Below are 26,093 nucleotides of genomic sequence, written 5' to 3' on the forward strand. Positions count from 1 at the left end.
AGGGCAAGGTAAACAAAGAAAGGCGGGAAAAGTTGTGAGTGTTTTTGTTAATAAGGATACTAAAGTGATTGTTCAAGGGATAACTGGTTCTACAGCCCTTTTCCATACAAAACAAATGCTTGAATACGGTACAAAAATTGTCGGAGGGGTAACGCCTGGTAAAGGTGGCACAGAAGTAGAAGGGGTGCCGGTTTTTAATACAGTAGATGAAGCAGTAAAAGCGACTGGCGCAAATGCTTCGGTAATATATGTCCCAGCTCCTTTTGCAGCGGATGCAATAATGGAAGCTGTTGACGCAGAGTTGGAACTTGCAATTTGCATTACAGAACATATCCCTGTACTTGATATGGTAAAGGTAAAACGCTACATGGAAGGAAAGAAAACGCGTCTGATCGGTCCGAACTGTCCTGGTGTTATTTCGGCTGACGAGTGTAAAATTGGAATTATGCCAGGCTATATTCATAAAAAAGGTCATGTTGGAGTTGTCTCCCGCTCTGGGACGTTAACTTATGAAGCAGTTCACCAATTAACACAAGCTGGTATTGGTCAAACGTCTGCAGTAGGAATTGGTGGCGATCCTGTTAATGGCACAGACTTTATCGATGTTTTAAAAGCATTTAACGAGGATCCTGAAACATATGCAGTCATTATGATTGGTGAAATCGGCGGAACAGCTGAGGAAGAAGCTGCCCTCTGGGTAAAAGACAATATGACTAAGCCCGTTGTCGGCTTTATTGGCGGACGTACGGCTCCTCCAGGAAAACGGATGGGGCATGCAGGAGCGATTATCTCTGGCGGAAAAGGAACGGCTGATGAGAAAATTCGTGTCATGAACGAATGTGGGATTAAAGTCGCAGATACACCTTCAGTCATTGGAGACACATTAATCTCTGTTATAAAAGAAAAAGGTCTATATGAAAAGTGTAAAACTCATTAATATTAAAAGAATATATCGATTCAAATATTAAAATGATTTTCTCAGACTGGTTGTAAGCGCTTATTAATCAATGGAGGCGAATAGAACTAGATTCTTAGCTAACAACGAAAAATGCAAGCGTTTCAATAACAGTCTGAGTCCTTTTTTATAAAAAGGGCGATTGATTCAGCTATCAAACTATTGTTTTACAAACTGACAATGAACTGAGAAATTTTTTAAACCTCGACTGTCACCTTCACTCAGCCACCAACTATGTAAATTCCCTATAAAATGAAATAATTCTTTAAGGAAAGTTTGCAAGATAAAAAAATATTGGAGGAATTAAAGTGGAAGATGTAAAATCGCGTCTTGTACATTTGCACCATTGTCGCGGAATTGGCTGGAAGTCAATTTTTCGTTTATTAAAACATGACCCGACATTAAAAACGATGTATAATCTTACAGAATATGATTTAAAGCAACTACTACATTTACCCCCTTTAACATCTAAGCAAACACTTCTCGACTTACATTCGGATCGCCTTCTTAACAAAATTCACCACTATTATACAGAAAACATTGAAATAGTCGCTATTTTTGATAAATGTTATCCCCCTTTATTAAAAGAGATTTTTCAGCCTCCTTGGATTCTCTATGTAAAAGGAGATATGAAATTACTTACAAATAATCTTAAGCTTGCAGTAGTAGGTTCAAGACAAGGATCGAGTTACGGTAGACAAGCTATTAATATGTTATTCCCGGAGCTTATAAAAAAGGAATTTTTAATTGTAAGCGGTCTAGCGAGGGGAATAGATTCATACGCTCATCAAACAGCAATAAATTTAGGAGGTAAAACAATTGCAGTGATTGCAGGGGGATTTTATCATATATATCCTAAGGAAAATGAAAACTTGGCTTTAAAAATAATGGATCAACATTTAATTCTGTCTGAATACCCTCCTCATACAAGGCCTGTCCGTTGGCAGTTTCCGATGAGGAATCGAATTATTAGCGGTCTTTCCAGAGGGGTGTTAATTATTGAAGCAAAAAAAAGAAGCGGAGCACTAATTACAGCAGATTACGCTTTAGAACAAGGACGAGAAGTTTTCTCCCTGCCAGGTCAGATTATGAGTCCGTTTTCAATTGGTACAAATCAGCTTATTCAAAAAGGAGCAAAATTAGTGATCACCCCTTTAGATATTTTGGAAGAACTAACAATTCGTGCTTAAAGTTTAGATCATATCCTATAACAGACATTAAAAAGATTCTTTTTATAAGCCGTTTTTACTGTATTATAAAATAATACATCAAAATAGTTGAAATTATTGATAATCTGTTATACATTTTGCAACAGGTGTTAGAAAAAGATTTCGATCATTTTTTTTAATTAAATCCCTTTTGTATATCGATTTCTTAGAAAAAATAGGGAAGAAATTGTTCATTTATAAGCAAGGCAAACCTCATTTATGGCAGCAAACTTTAAAAATGTTATTTGACAAACGAAAGAAAGTTATTTAATAATAAGGGATATTTACTAAAGAAATAAGGCGTATAAAATAATATTTTTTTATTTACCAGAAAACAAGCTGCATTAGGAGAAGTATTGTAGACGCTTTCAACCGTTTGTTCCATCCGTTTCTTTTGTCATAACATTCATTTTATGATAAAGCGAGATGAATAATAGCATTTTCGTCATTACTAGATTGCATAGTTCTAATTAGTCAGCCAATAACTGCTTAATAATAAACACAAATAATTTTCCCTCTTAAGGAGGATTACTGAATGTCAGATTTTTTAGTAATTGTTGAATCGCCTGCAAAGGCAAAAACGATAGAACGATATTTAGGAAAAAAATATAAAGTTAAGGCTTCAATGGGTCATATTCGTGATTTGCCGAAAAGCCAAATGGGTATTGATATAGAAAATCAATACGCACCAAAATATATTACGATTAGAGGAAAAGGACCGGTATTAAAGGAAATCAAGACCGCAGCAAAAAAAGCAAAGAAAATTTTTCTTGCAGCTGACCCTGACCGTGAAGGAGAAGCGATTGCATGGCATCTTGCAAATAGCTTAAATCTTGATACAACATCAAACTGCCGTGTAGTATTTAATGAGATTACGAAAGATGCCATTAAAGAATCTTTTAAGTACCCGCGGCCAATCGACATGGATTTGGTTGATGCTCAACAAGCTCGGCGCATATTAGACCGATTAGTTGGCTACAATATTAGTCCTTTGCTTTGGAAGAAGGTGAAAAAAGGACTTAGTGCTGCCCGTGTTCAATCTGTTGCCGTAAGGCTCATTATTGAAAGAGAAAAAGAAATTAAAAGTTTTGAGCCTAAAGAGTATTGGACAATTGAAGGGGACTTTTTAAAAGGTAAAGAAACTTTTGAAGCAGCTTTTTATGGAATTGGTGCCAAAAAGCTTGAGCTGCAATCAGAAGAAGAAGTTAAAAATATATTAAATAAATTATCAGACAACTTTTTTACTATAACAACTGTAACGAAAAAAGAGAGGAAACGTAATCCGGCACCTCCGTTTACAACTTCTTCTTTACAGCAAGAAGCAGCGCGTAAATTAAATTTCCGTGCTAAAAAGACAATGATGTTATCCCAACAGCTCTATGAAGGAATAGATCTTGGAAAGGAAGGGACAGTCGGGTTAATTACTTATATGAGAACAGATTCAACAAGAGTATCAGAAATTGCTCAAACGGAAGCTCGAGAATATATTGAATCTGCTTTCGGCAAGGAATATTATCAAGGTGCGGTTAAAAGAGAAAAAAAACAAGTGAATGCCCAAGATGCCCACGAAGCGATTCGACCGACGAGCAGCTTACGTGAACCGAGCAAGATGAAACAGTTTTTATCAAGAGATCAATTCCGATTATACAAGTTAATTTGGGAGCGGTTTTTAGCAAGCCAAATGAGCCCAGCTGTAATGGATACAATGAGTGTAGATTTACAAAATGGAGAGGTTGTATTTCGTGCGACCGGTTCTGCTGTAAAGTTTCCTGGTTTTATGAAGGTTTATGTTGAAGGAAGCGATGATCAAATTGAAGAAAAAGATGGACTGCTGCCAGATTTAAAAGTAGGAGATAAAATATTTAATAAAGATATTAATCCGAAGCAGCATTTCACTCAACCTCCTCCAAGATATACGGAGGCACGGTTAGTTAAAGCTTTAGAAGAATTAGGAATTGGTCGTCCATCCACTTATGCGCCTACACTTGATACGATACAAAAGCGCGGATGTGTAGCGCTAGAAAATAAACGTTTCGTTCCGACCGAGCTCGGTGAAATAGTTATGGGGCTAATTTTGGAGTTTTTTCCAGAAATTATCGACGTCGAATTTACAGCTAAAATGGAAAAAGATTTAGATGATGTTGAAGCAGGGAAAGAAAATTGGGTTGCCATCATCGATCACTTTTATCGTGATTTTGAGCCTCGTTTAGAAAAAGCTGAGAAGGAAATGGAAAAAGTAGAAATTAAAGATGAACCAGCTGGAGAAGACTGTCAAGAGTGCGGGAATCCAATGGTCTTTAAAATGGGACGATATGGTAAGTTCATGGCTTGCAGTAATTTCCCAGACTGTCGGAATACAAAACCAATCGTCAAAGAAATTGGTGTTAAATGTCCGAAGTGCAAGGAAGGAAATATTATTGAAAGAAAAAGCAAAAAGAGGCGAATCTTTTACGGCTGTGATACCTTTCCAAATTGCGATTTTATTTCGTGGGACAAACCAATTTCAAGAAGCTGTCCAAAATGCGAAGGATTGCTCGTTGAAAAGAAACTTAAAAAAGGTATTCAAGTACAGTGTACTGAATGTGATTATAAAGAAAAACAGCAAAGTTAAGGGTGAGTTCAAGCTCACCCTTTTATATTGTCTTTTCATCAGTAGTTTGCTATTCTTGTTTGTTGGGGGAAAAATAAAAAGTGTGACATCTAACTTCTAATAGTTTGGTGCTTGAAACTTTTTTCTTATGAGAACGTAGTGTAGAATGCAAGATGGATGATTGAACATATTTTTCTAATTGTAATATATATTTTTATATGCTTTTTTGAACATAAAAAGTTAAGTCATAAGAGCCACTGGAGGTACGTAAAATGAAAGAAGCAGTTAAAGTGATCGGAGCTGGACTGGCAGGAAGTGAAGCTGCATGGCAAATAGCACAGCGAGGTGTAAAAGTTTTCCTATATGAAATGAGACCAGTTAAGCAAACAGCCGCTCATCATACAGACAAATTTGCAGAGCTCGTGTGCAGCAATTCATTAAGAGCCAATTCTTTAACAAACGCAGTTGGTGTTTTAAAAGAAGAAATGCGGCTATTAGACTCTTGTATTGTAAAAGCAGCTGATTCAAGTTCTGTTCCAGCTGGAGGAGCGTTGGCAGTTGACCGGCACGAATTTGCCGCAATGGTGACTAAACAAGTTAAAAGCCATCCAAATGTCACTGTTGTCCATGAAGAAGTAGTGGATATTCCTGAAGGACCGACAATTATAGCTACTGGCCCATTAACGAGCAAAGCACTTTCAATGAGTTTGCGAAAAATAACAGGGGAAGATTATTTATACTTTTATGATGCAGCTGCACCGATTATTGAAAAAGAAAGTATTGACATGAGTAAAGTATATTTAAAATCTCGCTATGATAAAGGGGAGGCAGCTTATTTAAACTGTCCAATGACAGAAGAAGAATTTGATCGCTTTTATGACACATTAATCAATGCTGAGACTGCTCCGTTAAAGGAATTTGAAAAGGAAATATTTTTTGAGAGCTGCATGCCGATAGAAGTCATGGCTCTTCGCGGTAAAAAGACGATGCTTTTTGGTCCGATGAAGCCAGTTGGATTAGAAGACCCTCATACTGGAAAAAGACCATTTGCAGTTGTTCAATTACGGCAGGATGATGCGGCTGGAACACTTTATAATATTGTCGGTTTTCAAACTCATTTAAAATGGGGAGCGCAGAAGGAAGTCATTCGTCTTATTCCAGGCTTAGAAAATGCAGAAATTGTTCGTTATGGTGTCATGCATCGCAATACGTTTATTAATTCACCAAAAGTTTTGAAAGCTACATATCAGTTAAAGGATAGAGAAGACTTGTTTTTTGCTGGACAAATGACAGGTGTCGAAGGGTATGTTGAATCTGCGGCTAGTGGTTTAATTGCTGGAATAAATGCAGCGCGTATAGTGGCAGGGCAAACTCCGATTGAATTTCCTCATGAAACAGCTATTGGAAGTTTAGCTAGATACATCGCAACTGCAAATCCCGATAATTTTCAGCCGATGAATATAAACTTTGGTTTGCTTCCTGAACTAAATATGAAAATTAAAGGAAAAAAAGAACGCAATGAACAACACGCAACAAGAGCATTACAAACAATTCAGAAATTTATGAAAAATATGTAAATTTTATTGCAATGGCCGCTTAATTATGATAATATTTAGTGGCCTTAATGAGGTGAATACTTTTGGGAAATGTGAACGTTTCTTTAAAGTTATTTATTCAATATTTACAAATTGAAAAAAATTGTTCACAATATACAGTTGAGTATTATCATCGTGATATTAGTGAATTCTTTATGTTCATGGTTGAGCAAACAATTAAAGATTTAAATGATGTTACGGATTTTGATGTGAGACTTTTTTTAACAAAACTTTACGAGAAAAAGTTAGCAAAAAAATCGATTGCTCGTAAAATCTCAAGCTTAAGAAGTTTCTTTACATTTCTCTTGAGGGAAAAAGTAGTTACTGAAAACCCATTAGCTCTCATTTCTTTACCTAAAAGTGAAAGTCGCTTACCTCTTTTTTTTTATGAGGAAGAACTTCAACAGCTATTCAAAGTGTGTGATGTAACAACACCTCTTGGACAAAGAAATCAAGCATTGCTTGAAGTTTTGTACGGGACTGGAATCCGTGTAGGCGAATGTGTTCAAATTCACATACACGACCTTGATATGTCTTTAGGAACTGTATTAATTAAAGGAAAAGGTCATAAAGAGCGTTATGTTCCTTTTGGTCGTTTCGCCAGCGATTCACTCCGATTATATATAGAGGATGGCCGAAACCAATTAATCCGTAAGTCTGAAGATCATCATGCTCTATTTGTGAACTTTAGAGGTGAACCATTAACAGCAAGAGGAATTCGCACTATTTTAGATAAGATGATAAAAAAAACAGCATTAAATGGGAAGATATATCCGCATATGTTAAGACATTCGTTTGCGACTCATCTGTTAAATAACGGAGCGGATTCGCGAACTGTTCAGGAATTACTTGGCCATGCGTCATTGTCTTCCACACAAGTGTATACCCATGTTTCAAATGAACATTTGCGAAGGACATATATGACTTATCACCCAAGGGCTTAGTTCCTAAAGGAGGTTTATTAATGGATCAATTTCATGCAACGACGATTTTCGCCATTCATCATAATGACAAATGTGCGATGGCAGGAGATGGCCAAGTAACGTTTGGAAATGCAGTTGTGATGAAACATACAGCAAGAAAAGTGCGCAAATTATTTAATGGACGTGTATTGGCGGGTTTCGCTGGTTCTGTAGCTGACGCTTTTACATTGTTCGAAATGTTTGAAGGAAAACTTGAAGAATTTAATGGGAATTTGCAGCGTGCTGCAGTAGAGCTTGCGAAACAATGGAGAAGTGATAAAGTGCTTCGCCGTCTAGAAGCAATGTTAATTGTTATGAATAAAGATAGTTTACTTCTAGTTTCGGGAACAGGTGAAGTAATTGAACCAGATGATGGAATTTTAGCGATCGGATCTGGAGGCAATTATGCTTTATCAGCTGGTCGCGCGTTAAAAAAATACAGTGGAAGTAGTTTGTCTGCAAAAGATATTGCAAAGGCCGCATTAGAAATTGCGGCGGAAATCTGTGTCTATACAAATGAACATATTATCGTTGAAGAATTATCTTGAAAGGAGTGAAGGTCGAAAATGAGTACGACTAATTTAACCCCAAGGCAAATAGTTGAACGACTCGATCAATTTATTATCGGTCAAACGGATGCTAAGAAGGCAGTTGCGGTAGCATTAAGAAACCGGTATCGCCGCAGTTTACTCGGTGAAAAGCTTCGGGATGAAATAATTCCAAAGAATATATTGATGATTGGCCCTACCGGGGTAGGGAAAACGGAAATAGCTCGGCGGATAGCAAAGCTAGTGCGTGCTCCGTTCGTAAAAGTGGAGGCCACTAAATTTACAGAGGTTGGTTATGTAGGACGTGATGTTGAATCAATGGTGCGAGATTTAATTGAAACTTCTGTCCGTTTAGTGAAAGAAGAAAAAATGCAAGTTGTCAAAGGACGTGCTGAGGAGCAGGCAAACGGTCGAATCGTCGAACTCCTTGTTCCATCTAATAAAAAATCAAGTAACTATAAAAACCCATTAGAAATGCTATTTGGCGGTGGAAATCATCAACAAGAAGAACAGACGCAAAGCAGTGAAGAGCTGTCTATTAAAGAAAAACGGAAAATAGTAAAAACAAAGCTTGAACTAGGCGAACTTGAAAATGAAACAGTTACTGTCGATGTTGAAGAGCAGCAGCCTTCTATGTTTGACATGCTTCAAGGATCTGGCATGGAACAAATGGGAATGAATATGCAGGACATGTTAAGCAGTTTTATGCCAAAGAAGCGTAAAAAGCGTAAGCTAACTGTAAAAGAAGCGCGTACTATATTAACAAATGAAGAGGCGCAAAAATTGATCGATATGGATGAAGTAACTCAGGAAGCGATTCATCGTGCGGAACAAATGGGGATTATTTTCATTGATGAAATTGATAAAATTGCTAGTAAAAATTCAGGGAATTCTTCCGTAGACGTTTCACGTGAAGGTGTTCAAAGGGATATTTTACCTATTGTTGAAGGATCAACAGTCGTAACGAAATATGGGCCAGTTAAAACAGACCACGTGTTATTTATTGCTGCTGGCGCCTTCCATATGGCAAAGCCATCCGACTTAATTCCAGAATTACAGGGGCGATTTCCAATTCGAGTTGAGTTAACGAAGCTTACGGTCGACGACTTTACGAAAATTTTAATCGAACCAAATAACGCAATCATTAAACAATATCAAGCATTGTTAGAAACAGAAGGTATACAAATTGAATTTTCTGACGATGCTATTCGTAGAATTGCAGAAGTAGCCTATGAAGTTAACCAGAACACTGATAATATCGGGGCTCGGCGTTTGCATACTATTTTAGAAAAACTACTTGAAGATTTATCATTTGAAGCGCCAGACATTTCAATGGGAAATGTTAAGATTACACCACAGTATGTAGAAGATAAGCTTGGTGCGATTTCAAGAAATAAAGATTTAAGCCAGTTTATCCTCTAAGAGATCTATTTTTAGTGGAAGAAAACGATTAAACATTACTAAGATCGAAATAATAATTATAAGGGATAATGCTTCGCAGTATATAGGAGGAAGAAACAATGGACTTATTAACGAGAACAAGAAAAATTAATGCAATGTTACAAAAAGCAGCAGGAAAACCAGTCAATTTTAAAGAAATGGCGGAAACATTAAGTGATGTAATTGAAGCTAATATATTTGTCGTTAGCCGCCGCGGAAAGCTATTAGGCTTCGCAGTCAATCAGCAGATTGAAAATGAGCGGATGAAAAAGATGCTTGAAGATCGCCAATTTCCTGAAAAATATACAAAAAACTTATTTAATATTCAAGAGACTTCACCGAACCTTGATGTAGAAAGTGAATATACAGCTTTCCCAGTTGAGAATAAAGACTTATTCAAGACAGGATTAACAACAATCGTACCTATAAATGGCGGCGGAGAGCGGTTAGGAACATTGATATTGGCACGGTTAACGGAAAAATTTCATGATGATGATCTTATTTTGGCAGAATATGGGGCTACCGTTGTTGGAATGGAAATATTGCGGGAAAAAGCTGAAGAAATTGAAGAAGAAGCCAGAAGCAAAGCGGTTGTTCAAATGGCAATTAGCTCTTTATCATATAGTGAGTTAGAGGCAATTGAACATATTTTTGAAGAATTGAATGGAAATGAAGGACTGTTAGTTGCTTCGAAGATTGCTGATAGAGTAGGGATTACACGTTCTGTTATCGTAAATGCGTTACGAAAACTAGAAAGCGCTGGGGTGATCGAATCTCGTTCACTTGGAATGAAAGGTACTTATATAAAAGTATTAAATGATAAATTTTTAGTTGAACTTGAAAAATTAAAAGCAAACTAGTTATAGCTTGTAGAAAAGCAAATAGTTTTAAATACTGTTTAAAGACGCTTGTCTCAATGTACACAGCATAAGGAAGGACTCATAGAACTCGTTTGTCGAATAGTGTGAAATTAGTTAAATTTCCCCTCAGCTAACTTTTTGATTAGGTGGGGGGCTTTTAATGAGTTTATGATGAAGAGCAATCTTAGCGCATTTCTAAAACATTAAAATAATGTAAAAAATTCGTATTAATGAATAGGAATAACTTGATTGTCAATAATACATGTGCTATATTATGAAATGGTGTTAATACACACGCCTATGGATTTAAACAGTCGGTGCTGTTTTTTAAAAACAGTTACTGTTTAAAAATGATGTAGGCGGAGGAAACTAAAACCAATAGGAGGAACAAGCATGTCAGTTATTTCAATGAAGCAATTACTTGAAGCCGGAGTTCACTTCGGTCATCAAACTCGCCGTTGGAACCCAAAAATGAAAAAATATATTTTTACTGAGCGTAACGGCATCTATATTATTGATCTTCAAAAAACAGTAAAAAAAGTTGAAGAAGCTTATAACTTTGTTAAGGAGCTTGCTGGTAACAACGGGAAAATTCTTTTTGTCGGTACTAAAAAACAAGCTCAAGATTCTGTTAAAGATGAAGCTGAACGTTCTGGAATGTATTATGTAAACCAACGCTGGTTAGGTGGAACGTTGACAAACTTTGAAACAATTCAAAAGCGTATTCAACGTTTAAAAGATATCGAAAAAATGGCCGAAGACGGAACTTTTGATGTTTTGCCTAAAAAAGAAGTTGTTCAATTGAGAAAAGAACAAGAACGTTTAGAAAAATTCCTTGGCGGTATTAAAGAAATGAAAGAGTTGCCTGATGCTCTATTCATTATTGATCCTCGTAAAGAGCGCATCGCAGTTGCAGAGGCACATAAATTACACATTCCGATTGTAGGAATTGTTGACACAAACTGTGACCCAGATGAAATTGATTATGTCATTCCAGCAAACGATGATGCAATTCGTGCTGTTAAACTTTTAACAGGTAAAATGGCAGATGCGATCTTAGAAGCGAAACAAGGAGAAGAAACTACTACAACTGCTTAAATGTTTTACCTTGCAAGGATCAAGCGTTTTTAATGCAGCTTGGCACTTGAACGATTACAGAGGATAAAGGTGATAAGAGGGGAGTTTCCCTTTATCACCTTTTTTTGAAGAAAATAGTGAAGGTTTGTATTTTGATGCTTACTAATATAAGGAGGAGTTATACATGGCCATTACAGCTCAAATGGTAAAGGAACTTCGTGAAAAAACAGGCGCAGGAATGATGGATTGTAAAAAGGCGCTTCAAGAAACAAATGGAGACTTAGAAAAAGCAATCGATTTTCTTCGTGAAAAAGGGATTGCGAAAGCTGCGAAAAAGTCTGATCGCATCGCTGCTGAAGGTACTACATATATTTTATCTGAAGGAAATGAAGCTGTTATTCTTGAAGTAAACTCAGAAACAGACTTTGTAGCAAAAAATGAAGGTTTCCAAGAACTTGTAAAGACATTAGCAAAACAACTACTTGCAAATAAACCTGCTTCAGTAGATGAAGCGCTTGCTCAAAAAATGGAAGACGGGACAATTGTTTCTGAATATATTAATGCTTCAATTGCAAAAATTGGAGAGAAAATCTCTCTTCGCCGTTTCGAAGTAAAAACAAAAACAGACGAAGATGTATTCGGCGCATATCTTCATATGGGAGGACGCATTGCTGTCTTATCTGTATTAGAAGGAACGACCGATGGAGAAGCAGCGAAAGACATTTCAATGCATATTGCTGCCTTAAACCCTAAATATGTATCACGCGACGAAGTTTCTGAAGAAGAAGTAGAGCGTGAGCGTCAAGTATTAACACAACAAGCACTTAATGAAGGCAAGCCGGAAAAAATTGTTGCGAAAATGGTTGAAGGCCGTTTAAGCAAATTTTTTGAGGAAGTTTGTGTTCTTGACCAAGCATTTGTTAAAAACCCTGATTTAAAAGTACGTCAATTTGTTGAATCAAAAGGCGGAACTGTTCGTGAGTTTGTTCGCTATGAAGTAGGAGAAGGCATTGAAAAACGCCAAGATAATTTTGCTGAGGAAGTAATGAACCAAGTTAAAAAATAATAAATAGCTTATGAAAAAGTCCTTTTAAACAGCTGCTTTTATTCGAGCCGTAAGAGGGCACAGCTAGACGAAACAGAGGTAAATATTTAGTATACAGGGAACACACTGTGTTCCCTGTTTTAAGAAATATGACAACACCTTAAACTACATATGGAGGTTCTTATGAGCAGCCCAAAATATAAACGTGTCGTTTTAAAGTTAAGTGGAGAAGCATTGGCGGGAGAACAAGGCTTCGGAATTAATCCATCAGTCATAAAATCAATTGCTGAACAAGTAAAGGAAATTGCCGTATTAGATGTTGAAGTAGCCGTTGTTGTAGGTGGCGGAAATATTTGGCGCGGAAAAGTTGGTAGTGAAATGGGGATGGACAGAGCAACAGCAGATTATATGGGGATGCTTGCTACCGTAATGAACTCATTAGCATTGCAAGATAGCCTAGAACAGTTAGGAATCGAAACTAGGGTTCAAACATCCATTGAAATGCGACAAGTTGCTGAACCGTATATTCGACGTCGTGCAATCCGTCATTTAGAAAAAAAACGTGTTGTTATTTTTGCAGCAGGGACAGGTAATCCGTATTTTTCAACTGATACGACAGCTGCATTACGTGCTGCAGAAATAGAGGCAGATGTTATTTTAATGGCGAAAAACAATGTAGACGGTGTATATTCTGCTGATCCTCTTAAAGACAAAAATGCTAAAAAATACGAAGAGCTATCCTACTTAGATGTTTTAAAAGATGGATTAGCTGTAATGGATTCAACAGCATCCTCGTTATGTATGGATAACAACATTCCTTTAATCGTTTTTTCAATTATGGAACAAGGAAATATTAAACGCGCCGTAATGGGTGAAACAATCGGAACAATTGTAAGGGGGAAAAAATAATGCCGAAACAAGTCATATCAACCGCAAAAGATAAAATGACAAAAGCAATCCAAGCTTATACACGCGAATTGGCTAGTATTCGTGCTGGAAGAGCAAATGCGGCTTTATTAGATAAAATTTTTGTTGATTATTATGGTGCACCAACACCGATTAATCAATTATCTTCTATTTCAACTCCAGAAGCGCGGATGTTAGTTGTTCAGCCTTACGACAAAACAGTCATTGGTGAAATAGAAAAAGCAATTTTAAAATCAGATTTAGGTTTAAATCCGACAAGCGACGGAAATCTTATTCGAATTGTTATTCCGGCATTAACAGAAGAACGACGTAAAGAACTCGTAAAGGTTGTTAAAAAAGAAGCGGAAGACGCGAAGATTGCGATCCGCAACATTCGTCGTGATGGAAATGAAGAATTGAAAAAGCTTGAAAAAAATGGTGATATAACTGAGGATGACCTGCGTGGATACACAGACGACATCCAAAAGCTAACTGATGAGTATATTGGGAAAATTGACCAAGTTACAAAAGAAAAAGAAAATGAGATCATGGAAGTTTAATTATCAGAATCATGTTTTACAGTAACACGGTCTACCATTTTAAATAAGTAAGAACAAAAACACTTTTTATAACGAGAAGACCCTCTTTATATAGGGGGTTTTTTTGTCTAACTGAATCTTAAAGTTGTTATTCTTACTTTTCACATTTATACATAAACTTTTATGAAGATATCTGTTTATTTTTTTGGTATGATAATAAAATAGGGATGTCTGACCCTCGGGCTTCTGACTTTGTCGAAGCTTGAGAAGACATTTAAATAATCTTCTCACATTGTTAGACAAAGGGCTCTCCAAGAACAATTGTAGCACCTTTTATTTACAGTCTGAGAAGCGTTTACCCTAACTTTAACAATTGATATTGATGGGGATCCATTATTTACTGGAGGGTAGGTAACCCATTTGGAGGACCAGTCTTATGTTGAATAAAATTAAGCGATGGAAGAATCGAAGTCATTCTTCTGATCTCCAAGAAAAAATTTTAGAAATAAAGCAGCAACCACTTCCTTCACATATAGCGATTATTATGGACGGAAACGGAAGATGGGCAAAGAAGAGAGCTTTGCCGAGAATTGCTGGACATCATGAAGGAATGAAGGTTGTCCGAAAAGTGACCAAGTTAGCAAGCAATCTCAACATTAAAACATTAACATTATACGCTTTCTCAACAGAAAATTGGAAACGTCCTAAAATGGAAGTAGACTATTTATTGAAGCTTCCTGAAGAATTTTTAGGAACTTTTCTTCCTGAGCTTGTTGAAGAAAATGTACAAGTTAAAATGATCGGCTATAAAGAGAATTTGCCGAAGCATACTTTATCGGCTGTAGAAAAGGCGATAAATGATACGAAGAATAATACAGGATTAATTTTAAACTTTGCTTTGAATTATGGAAGTAGAGCAGAAATTTTAGAAGCAATAAAACATGTCTTAAATGATTACAAAAGTGGTATAATGAACGAAACTGAAATAAGTGAAGAAATGTTTTCCAAATATTTAATGACAGCGGGATTAACTGATCCGGATCTTTTAATTCGAACAAGCGGTGAAATTCGTTTAAGCAATTTTATGTTATGGCAGCTCGCCTATACAGAATTTTGGTTTACAGATGTATTATGGCCGGATTTCAGCGAGACACATTTCCTTGAAGCAATTGCAGCATTTCAAAACAGACAAAGACGTTTTGGGGGAGTTTAAAATATGGAGAACATATCTGTTTATTTCACTGACAATTAGATAGAGAAAAAGGTGTGAAAATGAAATGAAGCAAAGAATTGTGACAGCGATTGTCGCACTAGCATTACTATTACCGATCATCATCTATGGTGGAATACCGTTCGTTGCAGCAACATATTTAGTAGCATCCATTGGTCTTTATGAACTTTTAAAGATGAGAAAGCTGAGCATATTCTCAGTACCGGGCTTTATCTCTTTAGCCCTTCTTTGGATCTTTTTGCTGCCGAAACAATATCAGCATTTTCTTGATGAGATAAACTATACAAAAATAGAACTAGCACTATTAGCTGTCCTGCTGTTTTTAACATATACAGTCGTAACGAAAAATCGCTTTACATTCGATGATGTTGCATTTTCAACATTAGCAATTTTGTATATCGGCATAGGTTTTTATTATTTAATTGAAACGAGAGAAGCTGGATTAGCTTATATCTTCTATTCATTAATCGTTATTTTTTCAACAGATTCAGGGGCATATTTTATTGGCCGTTCTTTAGGAAAAAATAAGCTGTGGCCAGAAATAAGTCCAAAAAAAACAATAGAAGGTTCTATTGGTGGAATTGTGTGCGCAATTATCGCAGCCTTGCTATTTTTAGTCTTTACAGATATAAATGTTTCAATTCCAAAATTACTGATTCTTACTGTATTGTTATCTGTTTTTGGACAAATAGGTGATTTAGTTGAATCCGCTTTAAAAAGGCATTACAATGTTAAAGATTCTGGTAATATTTTACCTGGACATGGTGGGGTATTAGATCGGTTTGATAGCTTATTGTTTGTTCTGCCGTTATTACACTTTTTGCATCTGTAGTCAAAAGAAAGCAATGTTTTTTTTTTATAAATAGGAGTGGAGCTTTTTGAAAAAGATAAGTTTGTTAGGAGCAACTGGTTCAATTGGCACACAAACTTTACAAGTTATTAAGGAGCATGCTGACCAATTTAAGCTTGTTGCGATGTCTGTCGGTCATAATGTGGAATTAGCAAGAAAAATTATGAAACAATTTAATCCAAAACTTGTTTCTGTGCAAGATAAAGCTGCATATGAAAGCTTGAAGCTAGAATTTCCAAAAATAAAATTTACATATGGAGAAACGGGCTTAACTGAAGTAGCTGTTTTTGATGAGGCGAATATTTTAGTAAATGCTGTCTTAGGCAGTGTGGGATTGTATCCGACCTTACAAGCAATAGAAGCCAAGAAAACAATTGCAATTGCAAATAAAGAAACGCTTGTTACTGCTGGACATCTAGTAATGGAAGCCGCTAAACGAAATAAAGTTGCACTTTTGCCGGTGGACAGTGAGCATTCAGCAATTTTCCAATCTCTTCAAGGGAAAAAAGGAAAAGAATATTCAAAGGCTCATTATAACTGCTTCTGGCGGAAGCTTTCGCGATAAAGAGAGAGAAGAATTGAAACATGTAACGGTTGAAGAAGCTTTAAATCATCCAAACTGGTCAATGGGGGCAAAAATTACAGTTGACTCCGCTACAATGATGAACAAGGGACTAGAAGTCATTGAAGCACATTGGCTATTCTCTCTTCCCTATGAGAAAATTGACTGTTTAATGCATAAGGAAAGTATCATTCATTCTCTCGTAGAATTTCATGATAGCAGTATCATTGCACAGTTAGGCACACCTGATATGCGCGTTCCAATTCAATACGCATTATCGTATCCGGACCGTTTACCTCTTCAATCAGCCAATCGCTTAAACTTAGCGGAAATCGGAAAGCTCCATTTTCAACAGCTTAGTTTTGAGCGTTTCCGCTGTTTACAATTTGCATACGAGGCTGGAAAAACTGGCGGAACAATGCCTACAGTCTTAAATGCTGCAAATGAAGTTACTGTCGCTGCATTTCTTAGCGGTAAAATACTTTTTTTTTAGAAATAGAAACATTAATCGAAAAAGCATTGATGGATCATACAGCAATAGAAAATCCGAGTTTATCAGTTATTCAAGAAGTTGATCAAGAAACTCGTCAATTTGTACATTCACTCCTATAAAAAGGTGGTTATTTATGTGGAAACAGTAATAGCCTTTATTATTATTATCGGCGCTCTCGTTTTTTTTCACGAGCTCGGGCACCTTATTTTTGCAAAAAGGGCAGGGATTCTTTGCCGGGAGTTTGCAATTGGTTTTGGACCGAAAATTTTTTCCTTTAAAAAAAATGAAACATTATATACGGTTCGCCTTCTGCCTATCGGTGGTTTTGTTCGCATGGCGGGGGAAGACCCAGAAATGGTCGAAATCAAACCTGGATATCGTGTCGGATTAATATTTAAAAGCGATGAAACGGTTCATAAAATTATTTTAAATAATAAAGTAAAGTACCCGGAAGCACGAATTATGGAAGTAGAGGATGCAGATATTGAACATGACTTAACGATTAAGGGTTATGTAGACGGCGATGATGAAACGCTAAAGACGTTTAAGATTAGCCGGGATGCATCTTTAATTGAAAATGGTATCGAAACACAAATCGCGCCGTATGATCGTCAGTTTGCTTCAAAAACGCTTGGCCAAAGAACAATGGCTATTTTCGCAGGTCCGATGATGAACTTCATTTTAGCGTTAGTCGTTTTTATTCTGCTTGCATTTATGCAAGGTGTACCTATAAATGAACCAATTCTAGGAAAAATTACTGAGGATGGTGCAGCTAAAAAAGCAGGCTTAAAGGAAGGGGACATTGTCCGAAGTATTGATGGTTCAGACATAACAAGCTGGGAAGATATTACTGAAATGATTCGCAAAAATCCGGGGAATGAGCTTGAATTTTATGTAGAGCGTAACGGGAAAGAGCTAGAAATCCCGGTCACTCCTACTGAACAAGTAATTGATGAAGGAAAAAAATACGGTTTGATCGGTGTTTTTAATCCGGTTGAAAAATCACCATTAAAAGCAATTAGTTATGGATTTCAAGAAACATACTATTGGACGAAAGAAATTATCTTTCTTCTAGGAAAACTCGTTACAGGTCAATTTTCGATTGATATGCTTTCAGGTCCAGTTGGGATTTATGTTTCAACAGACACAGTAGCGAAATCTGGGGTTTTTTACTTAATGAAATGGGCAGCGATTTTAAGCATCAACCTTGGAATTATGAATCTTCTGCCGATACCAGCCCTTGACGGTGGCCGACTTCTATTTTTCGCTGTAGAGGCGGTAAGAGGGAAACCGATTGACCGACATAAAGAAGGAATGGTTCATTTTATCGGATTAGCTCTGTTAATGTTGTTAATGTTAATCGTTACTTGGAATGATATTCAACGTTTCTTTTTGTAAAACAGCATTAACAACTATTTATTTACAATTGATTAGGATTTGAAGAGGTGTATAGAGATGAAACAAAGTATGACCCTTATCCCTACTTTAAGAGAGGTTCCGGCTGATGCTGAAATAAGAAGTCATCAATTATTGTTAAAAGCTGGTTTTATTCGGCAAAATGCAAGTGGGGTTTACAGTTTTTTACCACTTGGAAAAAAAGTTCTTCAAAAGGTAGAGCAAATTGTTCGCGAGGAAATGGATCGCGCAGGTGGAGTGGAGTTGTTAATGCCTGCATTACAGCAAGCCGAGCTATGGCAAGAATCGGGGCGCTGGTATTCCTATGGCCCGGAATTAATCCGACTTAAAGATCGGCACGGACGGGAATTTTCCCTCGGTCCAACCCATGAAGAAGTAATAACAAGTATCGTTCGTGATGAAGTAAAATCATATAAACGTTTACCACTTACGTTATATCAAATCCAAACAAAATTTCGTGATGAAAAAAGACCGAGATTTGGACTTTTACGCGGTCGGGAATTTGTCATGAAGGACGCATATTCTTTTCATGCAAACACTGAGAGCCTAGATGAAGTATATAAAAAGATTTTTCAGGCTTATGCTAATATATTTACGCGTTGCCAGCTAAATTTCCGAGCAGTAATTGCCGACTCAGGAGCGATGGGCGGAAAAGACACACATGAATTTATGGTTCTTTCGGAAGTAGGAGAAGATACGATTGCTTACTCTGACTCTTCAGATTACGCTGCTAATATTGAGATGGCGCCTGTTATTACGAAGTATGACAAAAGCAATGAAACAATAAAAGAATTGCAAAAGGTCGAGACAAAGCAGCAAAAAACAATTGCAGATATCTCTTCATTTTTAAATACTCCGAAAGAAAAATGTATTAAAACGCTTCTGTTTAAAGTAGATGACAAATATGTACTCGTTCTTGTCCGCGGTGATCATGAAGTGAATGATATTAAGCTGAAAAATCTATTTGAAGCACAGATTGTTGAGTTAGCGGAAGCAGATGAAACGAAAGAAGTACTAGGATGTTCGGTAGGATCATTAGGTCCTGTTCATGTAAGTGATTTGGAGATTGTCGCTGATCATGCAGTTGAAGCAATTGTAAATGGTGTTTGTGGCGCAAACGAGGAGGATTATCATTTCGTAAATGTTAATGTTGGACGTGACTTTAACGTAAGCAAATTTGTCGATTTGCGCTTTATTCAAGAAGGCGATCCATCTCCTGATGGACAAGGAACGATTAAGTTTGCCAAGGGAATTGAAGTAGGACATGTCTTTAAGCTTGGAACCCGTTATAGTGAAGCGATGAATGCAACATTTTTAGACGAGAATGGAAAATCAAAGCCGATGATAATGGGTTGTTACGGAATTGGTGTTTCACGTATCGTCGCGGCAATTGCAGAGCAATTTAATGATGAGAACGGGCTTATTTGGCCAGTTGATATTGCTCCATATGACGTACACTTAATCCCAATTAACATGAAAGATGACACGCAACGACAGCTATCAGAAGAGTTATATAATCTGTTAGGTGAAAATCGTTATGACGTATTATTTGATGATAGGAAAGAACGTCCTGGTGTTAAATTTGCTGATTCAGATTTAATCGGCTTACCAGTTCGGATGACGATCGGAAAAAAAGCGGCTGAAGGAATGGTAGAACTGAAAATCCGAAAAAGCGGCGAAATGATAGAAATTCATAAAGATGAACTTCTTTCTACATTAGCAGAACTATTTAAAAACAAATAATTATTCTTGAAAAACAGGTATCCAATGAAAAGGTACCTGTTTATTTTTGGATAAAGATTGATTCTATACAATGGATATAATGGCTAAAGCAATTTATGATATAATACGAATGTTTACAATCGATGTCAAAAAAGATAAAGAGAAATTGAGAGGAGAGAGAATGATGAGCGATCACGCCATAGGCAAAAAAGAGCGATTCCAACTCTTACTCCAGCAATTAAAATTAACTGAAGATGCTGTAGTTAAATATTTCGAAAATGCTCAAATAGAAAAAGTTGTCATAGAGAAGGGGGCGCGGAAATGGCACTTTCATTTTCTATTTAATCGTTTGATCCCCTTTAATGTATATTCAGAATTTATAATAAAACTAGAAAAAGCCTTTTCACATATCGCATCAGTCTCTTATACAATAAAAGTTTCCAACTCTTCAAGTTCAAAGGAGCTAATGATTGATTATTGGCAAGGTTGCATAAAGGAAATGGAAGGAATCTCCCCTCCGTTACTCAAGTTATTAAATGAGCAAATTCCGACCGTACAGGGTAATAAGCTGATTATCAACGTAAAAAGTGAATTGGAAGGATTAACAATAAAAAGAAAATATGCTGAAATGATTTCCTTGATTTATGAAAGTTTTGGTTTTCCGCCGATCACGATTGAAACAAAGATTATCGATCAATTAAGCAATAATGAATATGAGCACTTTTTGCAAGAGAAAGAAAAAGAAGATCAAGAAAAAGCAATGCAAGCTTTAGTTGAAATGCAGAAAAGAGAAACTGAAAAAGAAGCTAATGATGGGAATTTAGCAGAAGGACCACTTTTGATTGGCTATCAAATCAAGGATGATACTGAATTTAGAAAGTTAGTAGATATCGTGGATGAAGAACGTCGCATTACAATAGAAGGATATGTGTTTCACGCAGAAACTAAAGAGCTTCGAAGCGGTCGGACGTTGTTGACGTTTAAAATTACTGATTACTCAAGTTCCATATTAGTAAAAATGTTTTCTCGAGATAAAGAAGATGCTTCCCAGTTTCAACGAGTGCGTAAAGGAATGTGGTTAAAGGTGAGGGGAAGTGTTCAAAACGATACATTTGTTCGCGATTTAGTTATGATTGCGAATGATGTAAATGAAATTAAGCCGAAAGAACGTCAAGATACTGCTCCTAAAAGCGAAAAAAGAGTCGAATTACATTTACATACACCAATGAGTCAAATGGACGCTGTCACACAAGTAAGTGAGCTAATTTCGCAGGCAAAAAAGTGGGGGCATAAAGCAATTGCTATTACTGATCACGCTGTAGTCCAATCTTTTCCTGAAGCATATAGTGCTGGAAAAAAGAACGATATTAAAATTCTATACGGTGTTGAAGTCAACTTAGTTGACGATGGTGTGCCAATTGCTTATAACGAAGCTCATCGTCTACTTGCCGATGATACGTATGTTGTTTTTGATGTCGAAACAACAGGATTATCAGCAGTGTACGATACAATCATCGAATTGGCTGCAGTTAAAATTCATAATGGAGAAATAATTGATCGATTTGAACGATTTGCTAATCCCCATCATCCGTTGTCAGCAACTACGATCAACTTAACTGGAATAACAGATGAAATGGTGCAAAATGCCCCAGAAGTTTCTCAAGTTTTATCTGAATTTCGTACATGGGTAGATGATGCAGTATTAGTTGCGCATAATGCAACATTTGATATGGGTTTTTTAAATGTTGGTTATAAAAAAATCGGCTTTGAAAGAGCGGCAAATTCGGTTATTGATACACTAGAGCTTGCGAGATTTTTATATCCAGAAATGAAAAATCATCGCTTAAATACATTAGCGAAAAAATTCAATGTTGAACTTACCCAGCATCATAGGGCAATATATGATGCGGAAGCAACAGGGTATTTATTATTAAGAATGCTTACTGATGTGAAAGAGAAAGGTATTGAGTACCATGACCAGCTAAACAATAATATGGGAAAAGGAAATGCTTATCAAAGGGCTCGTCCATTCCATTGTACTTTGCTTGCTCAAAACGAAGTAGGTTTGAAAAATTTATTTAAAATTGTCTCGATTTCACATCTAAATTATTTTTATCGTGTTCCCCGTGTCCCTCGCTCACAGCTACAAAAATATCGAGAGGGAATTTTAATTGGATCAGGTTGTGATAAAGGTGAGGTGTTTGAAGCGATGATGCAAAAAGCACCTGAGGAAGTTGAAGAAGCTGCTCACTTTTATGATTATTTAGAAGTGCATCCGAAAGAAGTATATGCCCATTTATTAGAGTTGGAGCTAGTTCGAGATGAAACAGCGCTTGAGGAAATTATCGGAAATATTGTGAAGCTAGGGGACAAGCTTGACATACCTGTAGTTGCAACTGGAAATGTTCATTATTTAAATCCTAATGACAAAGTGTATCGAAAAATATTAATTAGCTCACAAGGAGGAGCTAATCCATTAAACCGTCACAAATTACCAGATGTTCACTTTAGAACGACAAATGAAATGCTTGACAGTTTTTCTTTTCTTGGTGAAGAAGTTGCAAAAAAAATTGTTGTCACTAATACGAACAAAATTGCGAATATGATTGAGCCGATAAAGCCAATTAAAGATGATTTATATACACCAAAAATCGATGGAGCCGATGATGAAATTCGAGAAATGAGTTATGCTAAGGCTCGCAGCATATACGGGGAGAATCTCCCTGAAATTGTCCAAGAAAGGCTAGATAAGGAACTTAAAAGTATAATTGGCCACGGGTTTGCCGTGATTTACCTCATCTCGCATAAGCTGTAAAAAAAAAATCGCTTGAGGATGGTTATCTCGTTGGATCTCGTGGCTCAGTAGGATCTTCTTTCGTTGCGACAATGACAGATATAACCGAAGTAAATCCATTGCCACCTCATTATGTTTGTCCTACTTGTAAGCAATCGGAATTTTTTTTAATGATGGCTCAGTAGGGTCCGGCTTCGACTTGCCTGATAAAAATTGCTCTAATTGCGGGGATAAGTATAAAAAGGATGGCCATGATATACCGTTTGAGACGTTCTTAGGTTTTAAGGGCGATAAAGTACCTGACATTGATTTGAGTGCGTCACGTTGTTACTTGAAAAGAGTAACCACTAACGTTGTATGTTAGGAGAACTATATTTTCGAGTAGCTAAATGAGAGGGTAACGCCTTGAAGAGCTACCGCTAAACTACGACGTGCACACAAACTGGTTAAGAGGAAGTGTGTACGAAGCTCGTTGAAGTCGGCTGAAAAGTACCGAAACAGAATTGAAGCTGTCGAAAAGGATCCGAAATAAGGAACCTGTACTTGATAGGCCGGGCGTCCATGAACTTCTATGGTGAGAATCTAATAATTAGGGGCGAACCCTCGACTGAATCGTCGTTAATGTCATCTAGTAGAAATGCTAGAAGAGCTGATAGCTTAGTAACTTGGGATGAGTAAGTATCAAATTATGAAAGTCCTATATTCCTTACAGGGGAATATTGCTGTTACCGGCGTTTAGAGGGCACCTAAGGAAGTTTATGATGGATAGAAAATATGGAACGTGAGAAATTCTGGACTTGGAGGTCTTAACCGCCTTTGAAGAGGTTCGTGAAAATACCGCTGACGGAATAATCACGATTTGTCAGAATGGCAGTAGAGCCGTAGTACCGTTTGAAGGGTAGCCGATGAAGACTGAATAACCAATAAGTCTGAGGAAAAAACTATTCTAAGGGAAGGGCTCAAGTCATAACTAACGATTAACATTAAAAAAATCGTTAAAAGTTATGATGGAGCGCCGTGTGATTTCGAAAGAATCATGCACGGTGCGGGGCGGGGGAAAACGTGGAGATTCATTGCTTCAAAACGTTACCTATCGTCATATTTTTCTGGGGAATATCAGCCTATCGCCCATAATTACACGAAAGTACTATTTGGTGAAGATAATGTATATCGGGCAGGAACGATTGGTACAGTCGCTGATAAAACAGCATTTGGTTATGTAAAGGCATATGAACAAGACCATAACTTACACTTGCGTGGAGCTGAAATTGATAGACTGGCATCAGGGTGTACAGGGGTAAAACGGACAACAGGACAACATCCGGGAGGAATCATCGTTGTCCCTGATTACATGGATATTTTTGATTTCTCGCCGATTCAATATCCAGCAGACGACAAAAAATCTGAATGGAGGACAACTCATTTTGATTTCCATTCAATACATGATAACTTATTAAAATTAGATATATTAGGTCACGATGATCCAACTGTTATTAGGATGCTTCAAGATTTAAGCGGAATTGATCCAAAGTCTATCCCGGTTGATGATCCAGAAGTAATGAAAATTTTTAGCAGCACAGAATCTTTAGGAGTGACTGAAGAACAAATTATGTGTAAAACAGGAACGCTTGGCATACCGGAATTTGGTACAAAATTTGTGCGGCAAATGTTAGAAGACACAAAGCCAACGACATTCTCTGAACTTGTCCAAATTTCGGGACTTTCCCATGGTACTGACGTCTGGCTGGGAAATGCCCAAGAGTTAATCCAAAATAAGATCTGTACACTAAGTGAAGTAATCGGATGCCGTGATGATATAATGGTTTATCTCATTTATCAAGGTTTAGAGCCCGCGTTTGCCTTCAAAATTATGGAATCGGTTCGGAAAGGAAAAGGCTTGACAGAAGAAATGGAATCAGAAATGCGGAAGAATGAAGTACCAGACTGGTATATCGATTCATGTAAAAAGATAAAATACATGTTCCCAAAGGCTCATGCTGCGGCGTACGTACTGATGGCGGTAAGGATCGCATATTTTAAAGTTCATTATCCTCTTTATTATTATGCTGCTTATTTTACGGTACGAGCAGAAGACTTTGACATTGAAGCGATGGTCGGCAGTTCAAAAGCAATTCGTGCACGGATTGAAGAAATAAATGGAAAGGGCTTAGATGCATCACCGAAAGAAAAAAACATGTTAACTGTGTTAGAGCTTGCACTCGAAATGTGTGAACGCGGCTTTTCGTTCAAAAAAGTAGATTTATATCGCTCAAGTGCGGATCAATTTATTATTGATGGCAATTCGTTAATACCTCCGTTCAATTCTATTCCTGGTTTAGGGACAAATGCTGCGTTAAATATTGTTAGGGCTCGAGAAGAAGGAGAGTTTTTATCAAAAGAAGATTTACAAAAGCGGGGGGGGAAAGTATCAAAAACAATTATGGAGTATCTAGATCAACACGGTTGTTTAAACGGTTTACCTGAAGCAAACCAATTATCGCTTTTTTAATAGGAATAAACGAGTTCACTGTTAAGAGAATTTTATCGTGTAAGAAAGTCTTACATGAACATCGCCCGATCTTAAAGACTTAAAATACGTGTTCTATTTGCATTAAAAAATTGGTTATGGTATAGTTCTATTGGAAATACTATCAATAACTCTCGGGAACAAGAGTGGGGCGACCCACTCTTTCGTATTGTTTGGATTTTTTTAAAACATTAAATTACAGTTTTTATAATGTTTAACTGTTATATGTAATTTGGACAAAAAAGGAGGGAGAAGATGAGTAAGGTAGTCGAAGTGGTCGAAAAGTTAGTAATCCCGATCGTTGATGAACTTCATTTAGACTTGGTGGAAGTTGAATACGTAAAAGAAGGGAAAGATTGGTTCCTCCGTGTGTACATTGATAAAGAAACGGGAGTAGACATTGAAGAATGTGGGCTTGTTAGCGAACAGTTAAGTGAAAAACTCGACGAAATCGATCCGATTCCTCATAACTATTTTTTGGAAGTTTCATCTCCTGGAGCAGAACGTCCTTTAAAAAAAGAAACAGACTATGAGAATGCGATTGGAAAAAATGTATTTATTAAAACATATGAGCCGATCAATGGTGATAAATCGTTTGAAGGTAAACTAATAAATTTTGATGGCAACACTGTTTTAATTGAAATAACAGTAAAAACTAGAAAAAAAACAATCGACATTCCTTACGGGAAAATCGCAAGCGCTCGTTTAGCCGTCTCATTCACATAATGTGTTCAATAGATTTGATAAAGTGATTAAAAGGGGGATAAAAATCT

At 36.8% G+C, this 26,093-nt stretch carries 17 protein-coding genes and 3 pseudogenes; all 20 read left to right on the top strand.

All coding sequences use genetic code 11. The features are described 5' to 3' along the window. Nucleotides 1–34: 34 nt before the first annotated feature. Nucleotides 35–937 (top strand): succinate--CoA ligase subunit alpha, encoded by a 903-nt coding sequence (gene sucD, locus K6959_RS05980; RefSeq protein WP_163240124.1) that lies wholly within the window; start codon nt 35–37, stop codon nt 935–937. Between the two features lie 326 nt (nt 938–1,263). Next, on the top strand, nt 1,264–2,145 hold the full coding sequence (dprA, locus tag K6959_RS05985; protein WP_163240126.1) for a DNA-processing protein DprA: 882 nt from the start codon (nt 1,264–1,266) through the stop codon (nt 2,143–2,145). A 553-nt stretch (nt 2,146–2,698) separates the two neighbouring features. Further along, complete coding sequence (topA, locus tag K6959_RS05990) at nt 2,699–4,774, top strand: type I DNA topoisomerase (protein WP_223087922.1); 2,076 nt, start codon at nt 2,699–2,701, stop codon at nt 4,772–4,774. Nucleotides 4,775–5,025: 251 nt separating this feature from the next. After that, complete coding sequence (gene trmFO / locus K6959_RS05995; RefSeq protein WP_163240130.1) at nt 5,026–6,330, top strand: FADH(2)-oxidizing methylenetetrahydrofolate--tRNA-(uracil(54)-C(5))-methyltransferase TrmFO; 1,305 nt, start codon at nt 5,026–5,028, stop codon at nt 6,328–6,330. Between the two features lie 62 nt (nt 6,331–6,392). After that, nucleotides 6,393–7,292, top strand: coding sequence for a tyrosine recombinase XerC (xerC, locus tag K6959_RS06000; RefSeq protein WP_223087924.1), 900 nt, complete (start codon nt 6,393–6,395; stop codon nt 7,290–7,292). A gap of 20 nt (nt 7,293–7,312) precedes the next feature. Beyond that, nucleotides 7,313–7,858 carry an ATP-dependent protease subunit HslV gene (hslV, locus tag K6959_RS06005; RefSeq protein ID WP_163240135.1) on the top strand — a complete coding sequence of 182 codons (546 nt, stop codon included), beginning with the start codon at nt 7,313–7,315 and terminating at the stop codon, nt 7,856–7,858. 18 nt (nt 7,859–7,876) lie between these two features. Continuing rightward, nucleotides 7,877–9,280: an ATP-dependent protease ATPase subunit HslU gene (hslU, locus tag K6959_RS06010; protein WP_163240137.1), complete on the top strand. Its 1,404-nt coding sequence runs from the start codon at nt 7,877–7,879 to the stop codon at nt 9,278–9,280. A gap of 98 nt (nt 9,281–9,378) precedes the next feature. Next, on the top strand, nt 9,379–10,158 hold the full coding sequence (gene codY / locus K6959_RS06015) for a GTP-sensing pleiotropic transcriptional regulator CodY (protein WP_163240139.1): 780 nt from the start codon (nt 9,379–9,381) through the stop codon (nt 10,156–10,158). Nucleotides 10,159–10,551: 393 nt separating this feature from the next. After that, complete coding sequence (gene rpsB, locus K6959_RS06020) at nt 10,552–11,256, top strand: 30S ribosomal protein S2 (protein WP_163240141.1); 705 nt, start codon at nt 10,552–10,554, stop codon at nt 11,254–11,256. Nucleotides 11,257–11,419: 163 nt separating this feature from the next. Continuing rightward, on the top strand, nt 11,420–12,301 hold the full coding sequence (tsf, locus tag K6959_RS06025; protein ID WP_163240143.1) for a translation elongation factor Ts: 882 nt from the start codon (nt 11,420–11,422) through the stop codon (nt 12,299–12,301). Between the two features lie 162 nt (nt 12,302–12,463). Next, a complete protein-coding gene (gene pyrH, locus K6959_RS06030) occupies nt 12,464–13,189 on the top strand; it encodes a UMP kinase (RefSeq protein ID WP_163240145.1) in 726 nt (241 codons plus the stop codon). After that, on the top strand, nt 13,189–13,746 hold the full coding sequence (gene frr, locus K6959_RS06035) for a ribosome recycling factor (protein ID WP_163240146.1): 558 nt from the start codon (nt 13,189–13,191) through the stop codon (nt 13,744–13,746). The genes pyrH and frr overlap by 1 nt, the downstream gene beginning before the upstream one ends. Before the next feature lie 415 nt (nt 13,747–14,161). Beyond that, the gene (locus K6959_RS06040; RefSeq protein WP_163240148.1) at nt 14,162–14,938 is read left to right on the top strand and encodes an undecaprenyl pyrophosphate synthase; all 777 of its coding nucleotides are present in this window, start codon (nt 14,162–14,164) and stop codon (nt 14,936–14,938) included. 64 nt (nt 14,939–15,002) lie between these two features. Beyond that, the gene (locus tag K6959_RS06045) at nt 15,003–15,788 is read left to right on the top strand and encodes a phosphatidate cytidylyltransferase (RefSeq protein WP_163240150.1); all 786 of its coding nucleotides are present in this window, start codon (nt 15,003–15,005) and stop codon (nt 15,786–15,788) included. Nucleotides 15,789–15,834: 46 nt separating this feature from the next. Next, nucleotides 15,835–16,980: pseudogene (dxr, locus tag K6959_RS06050) on the top strand (1-deoxy-D-xylulose-5-phosphate reductoisomerase). A gap of 16 nt (nt 16,981–16,996) precedes the next feature. Then, nucleotides 16,997–18,259: an RIP metalloprotease RseP gene (gene rseP, locus K6959_RS06055; RefSeq protein ID WP_223087925.1), complete on the top strand. Its 1,263-nt coding sequence runs from the start codon at nt 16,997–16,999 to the stop codon at nt 18,257–18,259. Nucleotides 18,260–18,316: 57 nt separating this feature from the next. Continuing rightward, on the top strand, nt 18,317–20,020 hold the full coding sequence (locus K6959_RS06060) for a proline--tRNA ligase (protein WP_163240156.1): 1,704 nt from the start codon (nt 18,317–18,319) through the stop codon (nt 20,018–20,020). 163 nt (nt 20,021–20,183) lie between these two features. Next, nucleotides 20,184–23,124, top strand: a pseudogene (locus tag K6959_RS06065) (PolC-type DNA polymerase III); the annotation flags it as partial. A 771-nt stretch (nt 23,125–23,895) separates the two neighbouring features. Further along, nucleotides 23,896–25,302: pseudogene (locus tag K6959_RS06070) on the top strand (PolC-type DNA polymerase III); the annotation flags it as partial. A gap of 273 nt (nt 25,303–25,575) precedes the next feature. Continuing rightward, on the top strand, nt 25,576–26,046 hold the full coding sequence (gene rimP / locus K6959_RS06075) for a ribosome maturation factor RimP (RefSeq protein ID WP_163240160.1): 471 nt from the start codon (nt 25,576–25,578) through the stop codon (nt 26,044–26,046). Nucleotides 26,047–26,093 lie beyond the last annotated feature (47 nt).

Source organism: Bacillus aquiflavi (assembly GCF_019915265.1).
Taxonomy (GTDB): Bacteria; Bacillota; Bacilli; order Bacillales; family Cytobacillaceae; genus Bacillus_BT; species Bacillus_BT aquiflavi.